This is a genomic window from Clostridium estertheticum subsp. estertheticum (assembly GCF_001877035.1).
Lineage (GTDB): Bacteria > Bacillota > Clostridia > Clostridiales > Clostridiaceae > Clostridium_AD > Clostridium_AD estertheticum.
In genome coordinates this window covers 4,476,709-4,494,972 of sequence record NZ_CP015756.1, presented here as the reverse complement: position 1 = coordinate 4,494,972, position 18,264 = coordinate 4,476,709, and the positions used below count along the sequence as shown (strand labels likewise).

Annotated in this window: 18 protein-coding genes and 2 riboswitches; of the genes, 15 read left to right on the top strand and 3 right to left on the bottom strand. The window is 30.5% G+C overall.

Translation table 11 applies throughout. The annotated features are described in order from the left end of the window. Positions 1-36: 36 nt before the first annotated feature. Complete coding sequence (locus A7L45_RS22665) at positions 37-2,478, bottom strand: transglycosylase domain-containing protein (protein WP_084647542.1); 2,442 nt, start codon at positions 2,476-2,478, stop codon at positions 37-39. A 646-nt stretch (positions 2,479-3,124) separates the two neighbouring features. On the opposite strand from A7L45_RS22665, the gene rd reads away from it, so the two are divergent. The 7 genes from rd to rbr all read left to right on the top strand — a co-directional run bounded on the left by rd (position 3,125) and on the right by rbr (position 8,911). Then, positions 3,125-3,286 carry a rubredoxin gene (gene rd, locus A7L45_RS20810; protein WP_071614559.1) on the top strand — a complete coding sequence of 54 codons (162 nt, stop codon included), beginning with the start codon at positions 3,125-3,127 and terminating at the stop codon, positions 3,284-3,286. A 255-nt stretch (positions 3,287-3,541) separates the two neighbouring features. Further along, complete coding sequence (locus A7L45_RS20805; RefSeq protein ID WP_071614558.1) at positions 3,542-3,877, top strand: YnfA family protein; 336 nt, start codon at positions 3,542-3,544, stop codon at positions 3,875-3,877. A 99-nt stretch (positions 3,878-3,976) separates the two neighbouring features. Beyond that, a riboswitch (SAM riboswitch) is annotated at positions 3,977-4,097 on the top strand. Positions 4,098-4,180: 83 nt separating this feature from the next. Beyond that, positions 4,181-4,281, top strand: a riboswitch (SAM riboswitch). 117 nt (positions 4,282-4,398) lie between these two features. Beyond that, on the top strand, positions 4,399-5,394 hold the full coding sequence (locus A7L45_RS20800) for a methionine ABC transporter ATP-binding protein (RefSeq protein ID WP_071614557.1): 996 nt from the start codon (positions 4,399-4,401) through the stop codon (positions 5,392-5,394). Further along, positions 5,395-6,051, top strand: a complete 657-nt coding sequence (locus tag A7L45_RS20795; protein WP_071614556.1) for a methionine ABC transporter permease — start codon at positions 5,395-5,397, stop codon at positions 6,049-6,051. It abuts the gene before it with no gap. Between the two features lie 79 nt (positions 6,052-6,130). Beyond that, a complete protein-coding gene (locus A7L45_RS20790) occupies positions 6,131-6,931 on the top strand; it encodes a MetQ/NlpA family ABC transporter substrate-binding protein (protein WP_071614555.1) in 801 nt (266 codons plus the stop codon). A gap of 115 nt (positions 6,932-7,046) precedes the next feature. Beyond that, positions 7,047-8,231, top strand: a complete 1,185-nt coding sequence (locus A7L45_RS20785; protein ID WP_071614554.1) for a MalY/PatB family protein — start codon at positions 7,047-7,049, stop codon at positions 8,229-8,231. Between the two features lie 95 nt (positions 8,232-8,326). Continuing rightward, a complete protein-coding gene (rbr, locus tag A7L45_RS20780; protein WP_071614553.1) occupies positions 8,327-8,911 on the top strand; it encodes a rubrerythrin in 585 nt (194 codons plus the stop codon). A 72-nt stretch (positions 8,912-8,983) separates the two neighbouring features. Here rbr and A7L45_RS20775 read toward each other — a convergent pair whose 3' ends face one another. Both A7L45_RS20775 and A7L45_RS20770 read right to left on the bottom strand, forming a co-directional pair. Beyond that, positions 8,984-9,703 carry an EcsC family protein gene (locus A7L45_RS20775; RefSeq protein WP_071614552.1) on the bottom strand — a complete coding sequence of 240 codons (720 nt, stop codon included), beginning with the start codon at positions 9,701-9,703 and terminating at the stop codon, positions 8,984-8,986. Between the two features lie 24 nt (positions 9,704-9,727). Beyond that, positions 9,728-10,282: a DUF1003 domain-containing protein gene (locus A7L45_RS20770; RefSeq protein WP_071614551.1), complete on the bottom strand. Its 555-nt coding sequence runs from the start codon at positions 10,280-10,282 to the stop codon at positions 9,728-9,730. A gap of 287 nt (positions 10,283-10,569) precedes the next feature. On the opposite strand from A7L45_RS20770, the gene A7L45_RS20765 reads away from it, so the two are divergent. The 8 genes from A7L45_RS20765 (at position 10,570) to A7L45_RS20730 (ending at position 18,027) form a co-directional block, all read left to right on the top strand. Further along, on the top strand, positions 10,570-11,262 hold the full coding sequence (locus A7L45_RS20765) for an iron-sulfur cluster assembly scaffold protein (protein WP_071614550.1): 693 nt from the start codon (positions 10,570-10,572) through the stop codon (positions 11,260-11,262). Between the two features lie 22 nt (positions 11,263-11,284). Then, on the top strand, positions 11,285-12,286 hold the full coding sequence (locus A7L45_RS20760) for a GGGtGRT protein (protein WP_071614549.1): 1,002 nt from the start codon (positions 11,285-11,287) through the stop codon (positions 12,284-12,286). 253 nt (positions 12,287-12,539) lie between these two features. Then, positions 12,540-12,917, top strand: a complete 378-nt coding sequence (locus tag A7L45_RS20755) for a GntR family transcriptional regulator (RefSeq protein ID WP_071614548.1) — start codon at positions 12,540-12,542, stop codon at positions 12,915-12,917. A 46-nt stretch (positions 12,918-12,963) separates the two neighbouring features. Further along, entirely contained in the window at positions 12,964-13,824 is an 861-nt protein-coding gene (locus A7L45_RS20750) for an ABC transporter ATP-binding protein (RefSeq protein WP_071614547.1), read from the top strand. Beyond that, positions 13,824-14,492 (top strand): ABC-2 transporter permease, encoded by a 669-nt coding sequence (locus tag A7L45_RS20745; protein WP_071614546.1) that lies wholly within the window; start codon positions 13,824-13,826, stop codon positions 14,490-14,492. Before A7L45_RS20750 ends, A7L45_RS20745 begins: the two co-directional genes overlap by 1 nt. 125 nt (positions 14,493-14,617) lie before the next feature. Then, the gene (locus A7L45_RS20740; RefSeq protein ID WP_071614545.1) at positions 14,618-14,827 is read left to right on the top strand and encodes a hypothetical protein; all 210 of its coding nucleotides are present in this window, start codon (positions 14,618-14,620) and stop codon (positions 14,825-14,827) included. Positions 14,828-15,196: 369 nt separating this feature from the next. Further along, positions 15,197-15,460, top strand: coding sequence for a hypothetical protein (locus A7L45_RS20735; RefSeq protein ID WP_071614544.1), 264 nt, complete (start codon positions 15,197-15,199; stop codon positions 15,458-15,460). An 884-nt stretch (positions 15,461-16,344) separates the two neighbouring features. After that, positions 16,345-18,027, top strand: a complete 1,683-nt coding sequence (locus A7L45_RS20730; protein ID WP_369700367.1) for a ribonuclease J — start codon at positions 16,345-16,347, stop codon at positions 18,025-18,027. The last annotated feature ends 237 nt before the right edge of the window (positions 18,028-18,264 follow it).

Sequence of the window (18,264 nt, the reverse complement as noted above, 5' to 3'; positions counted from 1 at the left end):
GTTATTTTAACATTTACCCTTTTTAATTAAATTTTGCTAGTTATGAGTATTAGTATTAGTTTTAGGAGTGTTATTTGATTTAGGCGTATTTACGTTAGTGCCATTGCTGTTATTAGTATTTGTTCCAGTAGCGGTGCCAGTGCCGGTTCCAGTTCCAGTACCAGTACCAGTACCAGTACCAGTTCCAGTGCCGGTCCCAGTTCCGGTTCCGGTTCCAGTCCCAGTACTGGTTCCAGTTCCATTGCCAGTTCCGGTATTAGTCCCAGTGCCAGTACCATCAGTTTTCGTAGGTGTCTTTTCTTTTGCAGGTGTTTCTAAATTAGATTTTTTATTGGTAGTTTTTTGATCATAATTTAGCTTGTTTTTACTTGTATTACTTGATTGATAGTTATCGTCGCTTTTTAAGTTGCTACCATTTGGGTTTAGAGCGATGTATAACGTATCCATTAATACTCCGTTTTTATCAATTACCGTATTAGGTCGGGTGAAGTCCTTTTGAACTAAACCTTGATGTAGATATTCCATATACTCTTTCCATATTTGACCAGGTTCCCTAGCTCCAAACATGTCCTGAGCAGTTGGTGTATCATCTCCTACCCATACAGAGGTTGTATAGTAGGGAGTATACCCTATAAACCAACAATCTTTTGATTCGTCAGTAGTTCCTGTTTTGCCTGCAGCATAAGGATAGTCATTAAGGGATAAACGATTTCCTGTTGAATAACTTTCTGTTAATACACTCTTTAAAGTATCAGTCATAAGGTAAGAAGCACCACTATCATAAACCTTAGTTTGATTATATTTGTTTTCAAACAATACTTGATTAATTACTGTATTAGTTATTTTACTTACGTTTGTTGGTTCTATAAATTTACCGTTTCTCGAAAGGGTTGAATAACCTGAAGCCATTTCAACAGGGGTGACACCCTTTGTAAAACCACCAATTCCAACTACGGGGTATTCCTCAGGGGTTATATATTTGAAACTCATATTTTGCAAATATTTCAGCGATTTCTTTACACCATTGTCTTTTACTAATCTAACTGGAATGGTGTTTATAGATATATCAAGTGCATATTTCAAAGATACAGAACCACGGAATATATGGTCATCATTATTTACTTTATCTATTGGTGCATCTACATATGCACTTGCTGGAATATATCCTCTTTCAAATGCAGGAGTATATGCTATTAATGGCTTTATAGAGGAACCGGGCTGTCTTACCCCTAAAGAGGCCCTGTTAAAGGTGTTGCCATATTGACTTCTGCCTCCAACTATAGCTACAACTTCTCCTGTGTTATTATCTATTGTGACGCTTGCACCTTGTTTTTTATATAAACCAGAGGTGTTAGATGTTTGTGAATAGTTAGCTAGTTTATTATCTACTACACTTTGTAATTTTTCTTGCTTTGCAGTATCAATAGATGTGTCTATTCTATATCCCCCACTAAGAAGAGTTTTTTCCTTGTCCGCATATTCAGTTTTATACTTAGCAAAATAAGTTTCACTATCTTTATCACTACTAAAAGAATATTTTGGAACAAAACCATCTTGCTCCATTAATTTCAGTGTCGCATTATGAACGGCATATTCAACACTGTAGTCTATAGGTGCTGTTTTTGTATAAGGCTTTACATTTAATTTAATAACTTCTGCTTTTGCGGTATCAAATTCTATTTGTGATATCTTCCCTAAACTTAACATCTTATCTAAAACTAAATTTCTTCTATTTAGTGCATTATCCATGTGCTTAATAGGGTTATAGTAAGATGGATTGTTAGGAATCGACGCAAGTAGAGCTATTTGTGAAACATCTAAGGCTCTGTTACTCTTTTGAAAGTAAAATTGCGCAGCACTTTCAATGCTATAACAGCCATTACCGTAGTTTATGTTATTTACATAATATTCTAATATTTGTGCTTTGGAATATTTTTTTTCTAAATCTAGTGATATAACAGACTCTTCTAATTTTCTCCATATAGTTACGTCAAATGTAAGAAATACATTTCTTGCTAATTGTTGTGTTATTGTAGAACCACCTTGAAGCACAGATCCTTTGGATTTTATATATACCCAAATGGATCTTCGTATACCTTTATAGTCTATACCATTATGTTCATAAAACCTCTCATCTTCAATTGAAGTGACTGCTTGGCTTATATATGGATTCAAGTCAGCATCTTTTGTATAATAATATGAGTTGGTCTTAAATTCTTTTAATAATACGCCTTTATTATCGTAAACTTGAGTTGGCTTTCTGGTATTAAAAGCAGTGTCATTTATATTTTTGGCTATGGTGTTACCGGCTGCAATTGTTGATTTTATTTTAGCATTATATTTAATATAAATATATCCTGAAGCTGCTGAAACTGATAAGAAAATTACAACAAAAAATATCAATAAACATTTAACAACCTTTTTCCAAAGTTTCTTTTTGACTTTTGTTGGTTCTATGATTTTTGCATTATCATTCATTAATATTCCTCCTTTTTTTTTATCCTACAAAAAAGAAATTGTCCAGGTGGGGTCCTTGGACTATTATGATTTTTGTATACACAATGGAGGTGCCGTTTTGTGTAAGGTGTATTTGGATGAGTAGTAAGGTATAAGTAGTCGCCACGAGTAATGTTCTATTTTAAATTAAAAAATTGTATCTGAGAAACTATATATAAGAAAACACTGTAAGTTCTTATTATACTATTAAAAAAGGTATAATGTTATGTAAATATAATACAATTATTTTACATTATTGTCAATAAGATGGTAACAAACTGATTGGTACTCATTATTTGTTAATTATAATTAAATATAGCAAGGCGAAATATTATAAGAATAAGCGCTAAATTATACAATATATACCATAATATTATATATTATTATTATTTATATACTAATAATATATAATATGATAAAGTTTTTCAATAATAAACCGAATATTTATATATGCAAATGTATTTAAGGAAGCAATTAAAATCTAGTAAATTAGATAAGGAAGATTGACATTATAAATAACATATATTATGATGAAATGGAATTAGAGAAATAAGTAGATTATGAAAAGAACATGGGGAAAATAAATCGAGAAAAATCAATAAAAAATTAATTCAGAGGAGATGTTTTTATGGATAAGTATGTTTGTTTGGTATGTGGGTATGAATATGATCCAGAGGTAGGAGATCCAGACGGCGGAATAGCACCAGGTACTAAGTTTGCAGATATTCCAGAAGATTGGGTTTGTCCACTATGTGGAGTTTCAAAATCAGATTTTGAAAAAGTAGAATAAAAACAAAATACGATTAATATAATGTAATTTAAAAGCCAGGTATATTTAATAATAAACGATTAAATATATCTGGTTTTTTGTAGTTCATAAAAAGAAACTGCGGTTTGAAATGCGAAGTAATAATTTGCATTAATAAATGGCTTTATTTGAGACTAAGTGTGAGTATAAATATCAAGTGATATTGATACTTATACTCATTTATGGTATAGTAAATTGAATTAGTATATAGTAGTTGTCCATTAAGGAGATATATGTATGGGAATAATTAAGTCAGTATTTTATTTTATTATAGCCGGGATATTTGAAATAGGCGGGGGTTACTTTGTATGGATATGGTTGCGGGAGGGTAAAAGCATTTGGTACGGAATTTGTGGAGCTATAGCACTTATTGTATATGGTGTAATTCCGACGTTGCAACCTCCAAGTGCTAATTTTGGTAGAGTCTATGCCACATATGGTGGTATCTTTATTGTATTATCAATATTATGGGGATGGAAGATAGATAATATAATTCCTGATAAATTTGATTTGATAGGTGGCACTATAGCAGTAATTGGAGCTGTTATTATTATGTATGCTCCAAGAGGGTAGAATTTGATGAAGAATAAAATTTCAAAAAAAGAATTAAGGTTATTTCTTTACATATTAAACATATAGTGATACTATAGATATAATTTAATAAGTTAGTTATTCTCATCAAGAGAGATAGAGGGACCGGCCCGATGATATCTCGGCAACCATCAGGCGATAATTGCCTGAATAGGTGCTAATTCCTGCGTTAAGTCAATAGTAACTTAGCGGAAGATGAGAGAGGTGTCGTTGAATATTTATACCTCTTTCATCGTTATTGGTGAAAGAGGTTTTTTGATTTTTTATAAATTAAAATTTAATAATGTCTTATCAAGAGAGGTGGAGGGACTGGCCCAATGAAACCCGACAACCAGTATCGCAAGATACATGGTGTTAAATCCTGCAGCATGGCTGCAAGATAAGAATAAGTTTGGAAGTAGTGCCCAAGTTTATTCTTGGGCACTATTTTTTAGGAAAATATATAACAATGGTTACAATAAAATAAAAATGAATTGTAAGGCATAAAGAGGAGCAGAGATATTATGATTAAAGTTAGTGGTGTAAGCAAAAGTTTTTCAGAGGTAAAAGTGTTAAGTAATGTTTCATTTACAGTAGATAAGGGTGACATTTATGGTGTTATTGGGCATAGTGGCGCGGGAAAGTCTACTTTGCTTAGATGTTTTAATGGGCTTGAGACATATGATACAGGAACTATTAACATAATGGGCAAGGTGGTTAATGAGCTAAGCCGTAACGAGCTTCGTGAGTTTAGAAAAGATGTAGGAATTATATTTCAAAGTTTTAACCTTATTAATAGTAAAAATGTTTTTGACAATATAGCATTTCCACTTGAAGTATGGGGGAATGATAAGAGCTATATTAAGGAAAGAGTAGATGCCTTAATAGATTTAGTAGGTCTTAATGATAAAGTGAAAACAAACGTAAAGCAGTTAAGTGGAGGTCAAAAGCAAAGAGTTGGAATAGCAAGGGCATTAGCGCTGAATCCTAAAATACTACTTTGCGATGAGGCGACTTCTGCATTAGATCCTAAAACTACAAAATCTATATTACAGCTTTTAAGAGATATAAATAATAAATTTAATATAACAATCGTCGTAGTTACCCATCAGATGGAAGTGGTAAAAGAAATTTGTAATAAATTCATTCTTCTAGAAGGTGGTAAAATTAAAAGTCACGGATTTACGGATGAATTATTTATTAAACCAACAAAAGAGATGAAAATACTTATTGGTGAGGAAGAATTATTACCAAGTATTGGTTACAACATTAAAATATTTTTCACAAAGGAAATTACCCAAAGTTGCTTAATAACATCACTAGCAAGAGAACTTGAAATTGATTTTTCAATAGTATGGGGAAGGCTTGAAAAATTTCGGGATAGTGTAATGGGTAGCCTTATTATAAATACGAATGAGGAAAATAAAGAAAAAATATTAAAATATTTAGATGACAGATCTATAGAGTGGGAAATTAATTTTGAATTAGAACAAGATGAATTAAATAAGGAGGGAGTATAAATGACATTTCAAGAAATTTTAATACAAATTTTACTGCCTGCATTATTAGACACAATGTACATGGTAGTAATATCTACGATTTTCACAGTGATTTTAGGATTTATTACAGCGGTTGGGTTAATTATAACTGGGCCTAAAGGGCTAAGGCCAAACAGCTTAGTTTATAAAAGCTTAAATTTAGTAGTTAACATACTTCGTTCTTTCCCGTTTATAATACTCATGATATCTATATTCCCTTTAACAAAGTTAATCGTTGGAACTACAATAGGTACTAATGCAGCTATAGTTCCACTAACTCTTGGAGCAGCTCCTTTTGCTGCAAGAATAATAGAGTCAGCACTACTTGAGGTGGATTATGGAATTATTGAAGCAGCCAAATCCTTTGGTGCAAAAACTCACCAAATTATATTTAAAGTTATGTTAAAAGAAGCAATGCCATCTATAGTTCTTGGAATTACTTTAACTGTTATAAATATTATAGGATATTCTGCTATGGCAGGAACAGTTGGAGGTGGAGGTCTTGGAGATGTAGCACAAAAATATGGGTATTATAGATTTCAGACGGACATAATGATATATACGGTAATAATATTAATTATAATTGTGCAAGTCATACAAGCATTAGGAAATTTATTGTATAGAAAAATGATTAAATAAGATATTAGTGATATTTAACATCAAATATGATGATTAATTATAAATTACAAAAAAAGAAAGATTAAGAGGGGGATTTAAAATGAAAAAAATATTAAGCATATTATTATTAGTAGTTGTAATTTTTACATTAGGTGGTTGTGGGACAAAGAAAGAGGCAGTAACAACTGATAAAAAAATTATCAAAGTAGGTGCTTCACCAATTCCTCATAAAGAAATATTAGAAGTTGTAAAACCAATCCTTGCGAAAGAGGGGTATACTCTTCAAATAGTGGAATTTAATGATTTTGTAACACCAAACACGGCACTTGCTGAGAAGCAACTTGATGCAAATTTCTTTCAACACGTACCTTATTTAACAGAATTTAGTAAATCAAAAGGGTTAGATCTGGCTTGGACTGTAAAGGTCCATATTGAACCTATGGCTTTGTATTCTGCTAAATATAAAAAACTTAGTGATATAAAAAATGGAGCAAGTATTGCTATTCCAAATGATCCTACAAATGGCGCAAGAGCACTTAGAGTACTTGAAAAAGCAGGGTTAATAAAATTAAAAACTGGAGACCTTATTTCCAAAATTGATATTACAGAAAATAAAAAGAAATTGAATATAAAAGAATTGGAAGCTCCACAACTTCCAAGAGTTTTAAAAGATGTAGATGCAGCGGTTATAAATTCAAATTATGCATTGACAGCTAAATTAAAATTAACAGATGCACTAGCAGTTGAAGCAAAGGATTCACCTTATGCAAATGTACTTGCTGTTAGAAAAGAAGATAAAGATAAGCCTTATATAAAGGCACTTTCAAAAGCATTAACTTCTCCAGAAGTTAAGAAATTTATTTTAAGTAAATATAAGGGCGCTGTAATTCCAGCATTTTAAATTTAGTTTAAATAATTATAATAGTTTAACAAAATAAAATCACTTTGCTTTGAGCTTAATAGTTTAAAGTAAGGTGATTTTACAATACGATTACATAAGAAGAGGAGATTTTAATATGGAGATCAAGCAATTCTGTGCGCGGTATTCAATGGATAGGGTGGGGACAAATTCATTAAAGTGGGATGCTTTAGATAAGCGTTATGGTGACAAAAATTTAATCCCTATGTGGGTGGCAGATATGGAATTTAGGGCGCCAGAAGTAGTGGTAAATGCAATGAAGAAGAGAATTGAACATGGGATATTTGGGTATTCTTATGTACCTGACTCCTACTATAATTCTTTCATTAATTGGGAAAGGAATCAGCATAATTATGAAGTAGATAAAAAGTGGATACGTTTTTCAACTGGTGTTGTTGTATCTTTATATTGGTTTGTTAATGCATTTACAAAGTTTGGTGACTCTGTAATTATTCTTACTCCTGTGTATTACCCGTTCCACGATGCAGTTAAAGATACCGGAAGAAGATTAATTACATCTGAATTAATAAATGTAAATGGAGTATATACCATTGATTTTGAAGATTTCGAGAGAAATATCATGGAAAATGATGTTAAATTGTTTATCCAGTGCTCTCCACATAATCCAGTTGGTAGGGTTTGGACAGAAAAAGAATTGGATAAAATTTTATCTATATGTAAAAGATATAATGTGCTTGTTGTATCAGATGAAATACATCAAGATATTATAATTGGAGAAAATGTGCAAATACCTGCAGCTATTGTAAGTGGTGCAAAGTATGCAGACAATATAATAACAGTTACAGCACCATCAAAAACTTTTAACTTAGCCGGATTATTAAATTGTAACATAATTATATCTAATGAGAAGGTAATGGCAAGATATGATGCGTATTCGAAAACTATTAATAAAACAGAAGTTAATATTATGGGATTAACTGCAGCGGAGGCTGCTTATAATTATGGGGAAGAATGGTTAAAATCTCTGTTAGGGGTAATAAAACATAACTACAACCATGTTAAAGAAAGACTAGGTGATAAGGCACCCAAAATAGTTGTTACTCCGTTAGAAGGAACTTATCTTATTTGGGTAGATTTAAGGGGATATATAGAGCCTAATGAAACAAAAACATTTATACAGGAAAAATGTAGACTTGCTGTTGATTATGGTGAATGGTTTGGGGAAAATTGCAAGGGATTTATTAGATTAAACATGGCTACTAATCCTAAGTATGTCGAAAAAGCTGTGGATAATATCATAAAGAATATTAATTGTTTGTAAATTATAATAATTTAAAAGAGGAAAGTTATAGTATTTATAGAATAACTTAATATACAATTATTTTCTCTACGGAGGAAAAATTAGGAGGGATTTTTATGAAAACATTAAAAGGAACGGAAACTGCTCAAAATCTTATGAAATCATTTGCGGGTGAATCACAAGCTAGAAATAGATATACTTTTTATTCATCAGTAGCAAAAAAAGAAGGGTACATACAAATATCTAACATATTCACAGAAACGGCAGCAAATGAAAAAGAACATGCTGAAAGATTCTTTAAGTTTTTAAATAAAGATTTATGTGGAGAAGTTGTAGAAATTAATGCAACATATCCTGTAGCGCTTGGAGATACAAAGGTAAATTTATTATCAGGAGCTAATGGAGAAAATGAAGAATGGTCAGATCTTTACCCAGCATTTGCAAAAGTCGCTGATGAAGAAGGTTTTCCAGAAATAGCTGTAATTTATAGAAAAATTGCTGAGGTTGAAAAACATCATGAAGAGAGATATAGAGAATTATTAAGCAATGTAGAAAATAATACAGTATTCGATAAAGAAGAAGTAGTTGTGTGGAAATGTGGCAATTGTGGTTATATTTTCGAGGGAAAAAGCGCTCCTAAATTATGTCCAGCATGTGCACATCCTCAAGGATATTTTGAAATATTATCAGAAAAATTCTAATTATATTTTAAAAATATAGAATAAAAAATAACCCTCATCTTAATTTGAGGGTTATTTTTAGTTATATATAGACTATTTTTTAAAAATCCTTAATCTATATGCGTTAATTGCTGTATCGTATAATTTGTTCATCAGTTTATAATTGGCATATGCACCAACAACTAATCCAATACCGGGAACAAGCTGTAACATTTTTGCCAAATCTATATAATCTCTATATTCTTGTTGAAAAGTTTTCCAATCAAAAGAGTTTACATCCTCAGGCAAATTTTTCACGTGATTATCCCAATTCGATATTTGAGTGTAAATTTTGATTCTTCTTTTGTCACTTGAAAAAGCAAGCTGAAAAACATATAGAATATATAATCTTTCTTTATAATCTCGAACATCAAAGCCATAAATACTAGCTATTTCATACAGAAATTTCATTTTTAAACTTAGAAGTATGGGGAAGTCTGCAAGGCCAATTAAAAGTCCGGCACCACCAGTTCCAGCGCCACTAACAGTTGCAGCTTTTCTATAAAAATCAATACTGTTTTTTGCCAAAATTTCACGGTCCTCAAGAGAAGTATTAGTAAGTGGAGGTTTTGCTGTATATTCAGAACCAGTGAGTACAAGCTTTGTCATATTTTCAATTGAAATATTAATAATGTCCTGAATTTTATCAGGAAGTAAGTTATTCATTTTGTTTTGTATGCCTTTTGCAAAATCGCTTGAAAAAGAAGGTTCCTTTTTCATCTTTTCTTGCCATAAAAACATTTCCTTTAGTGAGTTTTCTTCGTAACTATTCATATTTGTCCCCTTAAATTATACTTGTCACTTGTCACTTGCCACGTGGGTGGCACTTTTTTCAATAAACTCTAATATTTTTGCTTGATTCTTTGCTAATATTTTTTGATTATCAATTAGGTAATCCATCTTTTTATGTAGATCTTGAGTAATTAATTCTGATTTAAGATTTATCTTATAATCATTTTTTGATTTTATCCTGTCTTTGTCTTCTTGTCTATTCTGGCTCATCATTATTACAGGAGCTTGAATAGCGGCAGTGCAAGATAAAACTAGATTAAGAAGTATAAATGGAAATGGGTCAAATAATTTTTTGAAAATAGTATTTATAATTATCCATATTGCTATGATTGCAAGTGCAACAATTATAAAACTCCAGCTTCCAACTGAAGCTGCTATTTTATCAGCCATTTTATTACCAAAAGTTGTTGTTTGTGCATGGGCAACGTTACTGTTTGTAGACATCCTATTCTCTATTAATTCATGCAATAGATCTTCTTCAATATCGTTGAAAGTTTCTCCTTGATCAATTATTTCACGTACAAGTTTTTCTGAATCTGAATTGTCATTTTCATTTCCCATATTAATATCCCCCAATATAATTAATTTAATTAAGGTAAGAGGTTGTTTTATATAATTATAATTAATTTAGAGGAAATATTCAATTAATTATTTTAAAAATGAGAGTTATTACATTAAATAAGTTTGTAACTAAATTATCAACTTCTATAATACTATTGTTAAATTAGATTATCTTTGCTAAAATAGAATTGTTAAGATATTTAAATATTGACCCAGTGGGATTTTTTAGTGCCCGCTAATTATAAAGTTTATTAAATTACCATCTACATAAGGAAGGAGATAATATTATGATTTATTCAACAGAAGTTTCAGAAATGATTTGTGTTGCTAAAGGACCTAATCATGGTTCAGCACCAATTCCTGAAGAAGGAAAATGGGTACAAAGTAAAGAAATTAAAGATATCTCAGGTTTAACTCACGGAATTGGCTGGTGTGCTCCTCAACAAGGTGCCTGTAAGCTTACATTAAACGTAAAAGATGGAATAATCCAAGAAGCATTAGTTGAGGTAATAGGATGTTCAGGTAGTACTCACTCAGCTGCAATGGCTGCAGAAATACTTCCAGGAAAAACTATTTTAGAAGCATTAAATACAGATTTAGTATGTGATGCAATAAACACAGCTATGAGAGAATTATTCCTTCAAATAGTATACGGAAGAACTCAAACTGCATTCTCAGAAGGTGGACTACCTATCGGTGCTGGACTTGAAGACTTAGGCAAAGGCCTTAGAAGTCAAGTTGGTACTATGTATGGAACACTTGCTAAGGGACCAAGATACTTGGAAATGGCTGAAGGTTATGTATCTAATATTGCACTTGATAAAAATAGTGAAATAATTGGTTATAAATTCATTCAACTTGGAAAAATGATGGATATGGTTAAAAAAGGTATGGATGCTAACGAAGCTATGGAAAAAGCTACTGGAACTTATGGTAGATTTGATGAAGCAGTAACAGTAATCGACCCAAGACAAAAATAATATAAAAAGGAGGAATAATATAATGGCTTTATTTGAGAGTTATGAAAGAAGAATAGATCAGATATTACCCGTATTAAAAAAACATGGAATAAATTCACTAGAAGAAGCAAGAAAAATATGTGAAGATAAAGGTATCGACGTTTTTGGAATAGTTAAAGGAATTCAACCAATAGCATTTGAAAATGCTTGTTGGGCATACTCCGTAGGAGCAGCTATTGCAATTAAAAATGGTTGTACTAAGGCTGCAGATGCTGCAGTTTATATAGGCGAAGGACTTCAATCATTTTGTATACCAGGTTCTGTTGCAGATGATAGAAAAGTTGGAATTGGTCATGGTAACTTAGCAGCTATGCTACTTCGTGAAGAGACTAAATGTTTTGCATTCCTAGCTGGACATGAATCATTTGCGGCTGCTGAAGGCGCAATTGGTCTTGCAAGAGCTGCTAATAAAGTAAGAACTAAACCTTTAAAAGTAATACTTAATGGTCTTGGAAAAGATGCAGCTTATATAATTTCAAGAGTTAATGGATTTACTTATGTTCAAACAAAATTTGATTACTATACTAGTGAATTAAAAGTAGTTAAAGAAACAGCTTATTCTGATGGAGAAAAAGCTAAAGTTAGATGTTACGGTGCAGATGATGTACGTGAAGGCGTTTCAATAATGCATTCAGAGGATGTTGATGTATCAATTACAGGAAATTCTACAAATCCAACAAGATTCCAACATCCAGTTGCTGGAACTTACAAGAAAGAATGTATCGAGCAAGGTAAGAAATACTTCTCAGTAGCATCAGGTGGTGGTACAGGAAGAACACTTCACCCAGATAATATGGGAGCAGGTCCAGCTTCATACGGAATGACTGATACTATGGGAAGAATGCATTCAGATGCACAATTCGCAGGTTCTTCATCTGTTCCAGCTCATGTAGAAATGATGGGACTTATCGGTATGGGAAATAACCCTATGGTTGGTGCTTCAGTTGCAGTTGCAGTTGCAGTACAAGAAGCAATGAGTAAATAAATTTTTTATTGTATGTTAATAAAAAAGTCTCTCATCTTGGTTTCCTATGTTTATAGAAAAGCTTAGGTTAAACTAGATAGGGACAAGCCTCACATTAAGTCATAATAGGCTAAATGTGAGGCTTTTTTTATTTTTGGTAAACATTAAAAAGTATATTTTTTACATAATATTAATTTAAAGGTTAAAATAATGTTGACATTAAATAGCATCGCGTATATACTGAATATATACACTAGCTACAAAGGAGCAAATTATGAATATTATAATTTCAAATTCATCGCAGGATCCAATTTATGAACAAATAGTGACACAAATTAAAACTGCTATTATGAAAGAAGAACTAGCACAGGGGGATGGCTTACCTTCTATAAGAAGTTTAGCAAAAGAGCTTCTTATAAGTGTTATAACAACTAAAAGAGCATATGAAGAGCTTGAAAAAGAAGGCTTTATAGAGACTGTTCCTGGAAAAGGTTCCTATGTATCATGTCAAAACAAAGATCTAATAAGAGAAAAAAGATTAAAAACTATAGAAGAAAACCTAGCTGGTGTTGTATCTGAAAGTAAGTTTTTAAATTTAAGTTTAGAAGAGTTACAAGGTATGTTGGCAATAATATATACCGAAGAAAATTAATGTATAATTAAATTTTTAGTTTTGAACTAATTAAAGGAGAATAAAAATGGATAACATCTTGGAAATAAAAAATTTAAATAAGTCTTATAAGGATTTCACTCTAGACAATTTAACTTTTAATGTTGAAAGAGGATCTATAATGGGGTTTATAGGCCCAAATGGTTCAGGTAAGAGTACCACTATAAAACTTATAATGAATCTTATCAAAAAAAATAGTGGAGATATAAATATTTTTGGATTAGATAATATAAAGCATAATAAAGAGATTAAGCAGAAAATCGGATTTGTTTATGACGAAAATTATTTTTATGAAGAATTAAACATCATAGAAATGAAAAACATTCTTCGACCTTTCTATAAAAGTTGGAATGATACTTTGTTTGAAAAGTATATAAAAGAATTTGAACTGCCTAAAAAGAATAAAATTAAAAACTTATCAAAAGGAATGAAAATGAAATTTTCTCTAGCAGTAGCTCTTTGCCATAATGCAGAGCTTATTATAATGGATGAACCTACTTCTGGACTAGATCCAGTATTCAGAAGTGAACTCATAGATATTTTGTATAATGTAATTCAAGATGAAAATGTAAGTATATTCTTTTCAACTCACATAACTACTGACCTTGAAAAGATAGCTGATTATATTACTTTTATTAATAAAGGAAAATTAGTTTTCTCAAGGACTAAGGATGAGATTATTGAAAATTATGGAATGGTTAAAGGGAGTAAAGAACTTTTAGACAATGATATTAGGAGAGAATTTGTAAGCATAAAAGAAAATAGTTTTGGATTTGAGGCTCTAACAAAGGATATTACTAAAGCAAGGGAGATATTTAAAGGCAGAGGAATTATTGAAAAGGCATCACTTGAGGACATTATGGTATATACAGTTAGGGGGAATGTTTAATGTTGAATCTAATAATAAAAGATATTCTTATTCAGAAAAAGACTATTATATATGCTCTTCTTTACGCTGCATTTATGTTCGCTTCTTTTTCTACTATTTTTCCCAGTGGATTTGGGTTATATGTAATGTCACCCATGGTAATCACCTATTTGTATATAACTCTTGCAGTGCAATATGATGATAAAAACAATAGTGAAGTTATACTAAATAGTTTACCACTTAAAAGATCTGATATTGTTATATCAAAATATATATCAACATTTGTGTTTGGACTTATAGGGATTATCTGCTCTACATTAGTGGGTACTATAGGCAATGCCACTGGACGTTTAAAGTTTATTGGCTCAATTTCATTATGGAATGTTGTTTTAGTTATAATGTCTATATGCATATTTAGTTCTATATATTATCCTGTTTATTTTAAATTTGGAGTTACTAGAATGAAAATATTTACAGTGTTAATATTTATGATATTTTTTTTCGTACCAATGAATGCTATGAGATATGTTATTGAAAATCCTAGTAATGTTTTTGTGCATAAGTTTAATTTGTTTATAAACAACACATCTAGTTTTACTATAAATTCTGTAGTTTTAATAACAGGCTTGATTTTATTTATGATTTCTCTAACAGTATCAATCCACATTTATAATAATAAAGAATTTTAACGACATCAGATTTCCATGGGCTTTAAATCATCTGTCATAGATATTGACTCTTTAGTTTAGATAAATAAACTTTTAAAAATAATAACAATGATTTTAATATATAAAATAAATTGGAGGTGTTATCAGTGAGAAAAAACAAATTAATAAGAATTGTAAGTCACAATTTTCATGACTATAAAATGAGTTATACTATGTTATTTTTGGGTCTATCAGCAGGATTTGGGATACTAGGGAATAAGTTTGGTATGTTGTATTTAGTCCTTTCTTTTTTACCAGTGCTTGTATGGTCACTGCTTTGGTTTAATGAAAGAAAAACAACTGATACATCATTATAATAAATAGCATAAATGGTATAAAACTTAAATTAATCTATGATTTTAATTGAAATCATAGATTGATTTTTTTGATTATGCAAGCTAAAGGGTGGTAATAATTTATTTTACTGACTTGGGCTAGGAAATGATAAAATTAAATAATCTATATAAAACAATAAAAATAATAATTGTTTTATATTCTAAAAAGTGGCAATAATCATAAGTGAGTATAATAATGTGTAGTGTTTAGAAGCAAATATATTAAAATATATCAGCCGTATTTATAATGTAAGTTGATTATATATAATGAATTATATATAATAGGGATGTACAAGAAAAAATATGAAGTAAATATAGTAATATTACTTATATTATACAAGGAGGAAATAAATGAATATAGATGTAAACTCACCACTTGATGAATTATTAGAAATTTGGGCTATGTATTCACAAAAACTTGTCTATACTATGCTAACTGAAAAAGCTGAAATTGATGAATTTAATAAAGTGAAATTAGTCCTAAAAACAAAAGGAATAATAAAATTAGAAATACATAATGTTTATGATAATGAATATGTTTTGAATTATCTTAAGCAAGGTGGACTATTTACAAAGAGAATTATTTTAAATAAGAAAGTAGCTAACTTAGAATAGTGCTAAATTTCATAAAGTATTTTCTAAAATAACTAGTGAATATGCTAGTTATTTTTTTATACGATAAGTAAGGTTTGTATATGTTTACTATTCTTGTATAGTATAAATAGAGAAATAAAACGGTAATTTAAGTTTGAATAATGTGATATTTTAATCTATTGCAATTATTCTTAACCTTTTTTATATTATAATCAAATATAATATGGTATAATTACGTTGGATTAGTATAATGCATTGGTATAGAATGTAGTTATTAGGGAATTATAAAGAACTCATACAGTGAGTAGTCTTAAAATATGAATAATAGTATAAAAATATATGTATAAAGAGAGTGGTGTTTTAAAAAGACAGCACTTTAAAATATAAATTCATTAAAAACATTCAAAAATTTTATAAGGAAGGAGAAAGGGAAAAAATAGCTGTAATTATTGGAAATAGTGAAAAGCTAGAGAAAGCTGAGACTATCGAAAATATTAAGATGATGAAACAATGACAATATGTGAAATAGATTTGGATATCGGAAATACAAACTATTCTCTCACAAAAATAAATCATTATAAAGTAGTTGTAATAAAAATATAAAAGAAAAGGTAGGTGAAAACCTGATTTATGGTTAGTTAATAGGAAAAAAACACTTGGAATAGTAAATTAACGAAGTTTCATAAGGAGGTATCTCATTTTATGGGTAGAAATCTAAAGCTCCTTGTGAAGTGGTTAATGCATCTTTAGAAGATGAGCAGCTCCGCGGCTAAAGGATCAATGTTAATTGTAGTAAGCGGTACTGACCTAAGTAATTATATTCTGTGATACTACCATTTTGTTTAGTAAACAGAACGAAAATATTGGATGGATAGAATGCCTAATATTTAGAAATCGGGGAAATAGTGAATAATAATTATAGAAGTAAGGGTAAAAACAAAATCAGAGTTATCCCAATAGGTGGACTTGGAGAAATTGGGAAAAACATTACTGCGATAGAATATAAAGAGGAAATTATTGTTATAGATTGTGGAATTTCATTTCCAGATGTAGATATGTATGGAGTAGATTTGGTTATTCCAGATATAACATATCTTTTGGAAAATAAAGATAGAGTAAAAGGAATTTTCCTAACTCATGGTCATGAAGATCATATAGGAGCATTACCTTATGTTTTAAAACAGATGAATGTACCAGTGTATGGAACATGTCTAACACTAGGACTTGTAGAGAATAAGTTACAAGAACATGGAATACTCGCAGATTGTACACTAAATGTAGTAAAAGCTGGGGATATAGTTAAGCTTGATAAAATTAGTGTAGAGTTCATAAGAGTTAGCCATAGTATAGCGGATGCATGCTCTCTTTGTATACACACTCCTATTGGAAGAATTATTCACACAGGAGATTTCAAAATAGATTATACTCCAATAGATGGAGAAGTTATAGATTTAGAGAGATTTGCAAAATTAGGTGGTCAAGGGGTTTTATTACTCATGGCTGATAGTACTAATGTAGAGCGTCCTGGTTTTACTATATCTGAGAAAGTAATTGGAGAAAATTTAAAGAAAATTTTCTATAAAGCTGAAGGTAGAATTATAGTAGCGTCATTCGCATCAAATATTCATAGAATACAGCAAATTGCAAATGCTTCAATTTTCTACGGAAGAAAAATAGCATTTAGCGGAAGAAGTATGGAAAGAATATCTGAAATAGCTATGGATCTAGGATATTTGCATATACCAGCTGAAGCTATAGTTACTGTAGCAGATCTTCATAACTATCCTGATGATAAGGTAACAATAGTAACTACAGGTAGTCAAGGTGAGCCACTAGCTGCTTTAACTAGGATGGCAGCATCTACTCATAGAAGTATTCAGATACAAAAGGGTGATTTGATTATTTTATCTGCATCTCCTATCCCAGGAAATGAAAAGTTCATATACAATGTTATAAATGAACTCTTTAAAAAGGGAGCTAATGTAATATACAATCCTACAGAGGAGATTCATGTTTCAGGTCATGCGTGTCAAGAGGAATTAAAATTAATGCACGCATTAGTAAGACCTAAATATTTTATGCCAGTACATGGTGAATATAGACATCTAAAACAACATGCGCTACTTGCAGAAAAGTTAGGAATGAGTCCTGATAATATTTTTATAGCAGAAACTGGGCAGATATTAGAAGTTGCCCCAAGCGAATGTAGAATAGCTGGAAGAATTCAAACGGGAGCTATAATGGTAGATGGGCTTGGCGTTGGAGATGTTGGGAATATTGTGCTTCGTGATAGAAAGCACTTAGCTGAAGAGGGTATCCTTACTGTGGTAGTTACTATAGAAAGAGAGTCTTATAGCATTGTTGCAGGGCCAGACATAATAACTAGAGGATTCGTATACATGAAAGAATCCAATGAACTTATTAATGAGGCTAGAGATATTGTACGAAAAGAATTAGAACAGTGCTTAGGTAATAAAATTAAAGAATGGGCAGTAATAAAATCTAGTATTAGGAATGCTTTAGGCCAATTCTTATATATAAAAACTAAGAGAAGACCTATAATTATACCAATAATAATGGAAATATAATAAGGCTAAGTTTTATGATTTATGTTTATTTATGGAAAAGGGTATGTATTGTAAAAATACGTACTCTTTTTGTATGCTACATAAGAATGATGAGGCATAAATTATAATATTAATAATGGAAATAATTAAAGTATTGACAAGGTACAAATACTTGAGTATATTATAAGGGTAAATGCAAGTGATTTGCAATAACTTAAAAGAGTCTTTTAGGGGCTTTTAATATTTATAAGTAAATTG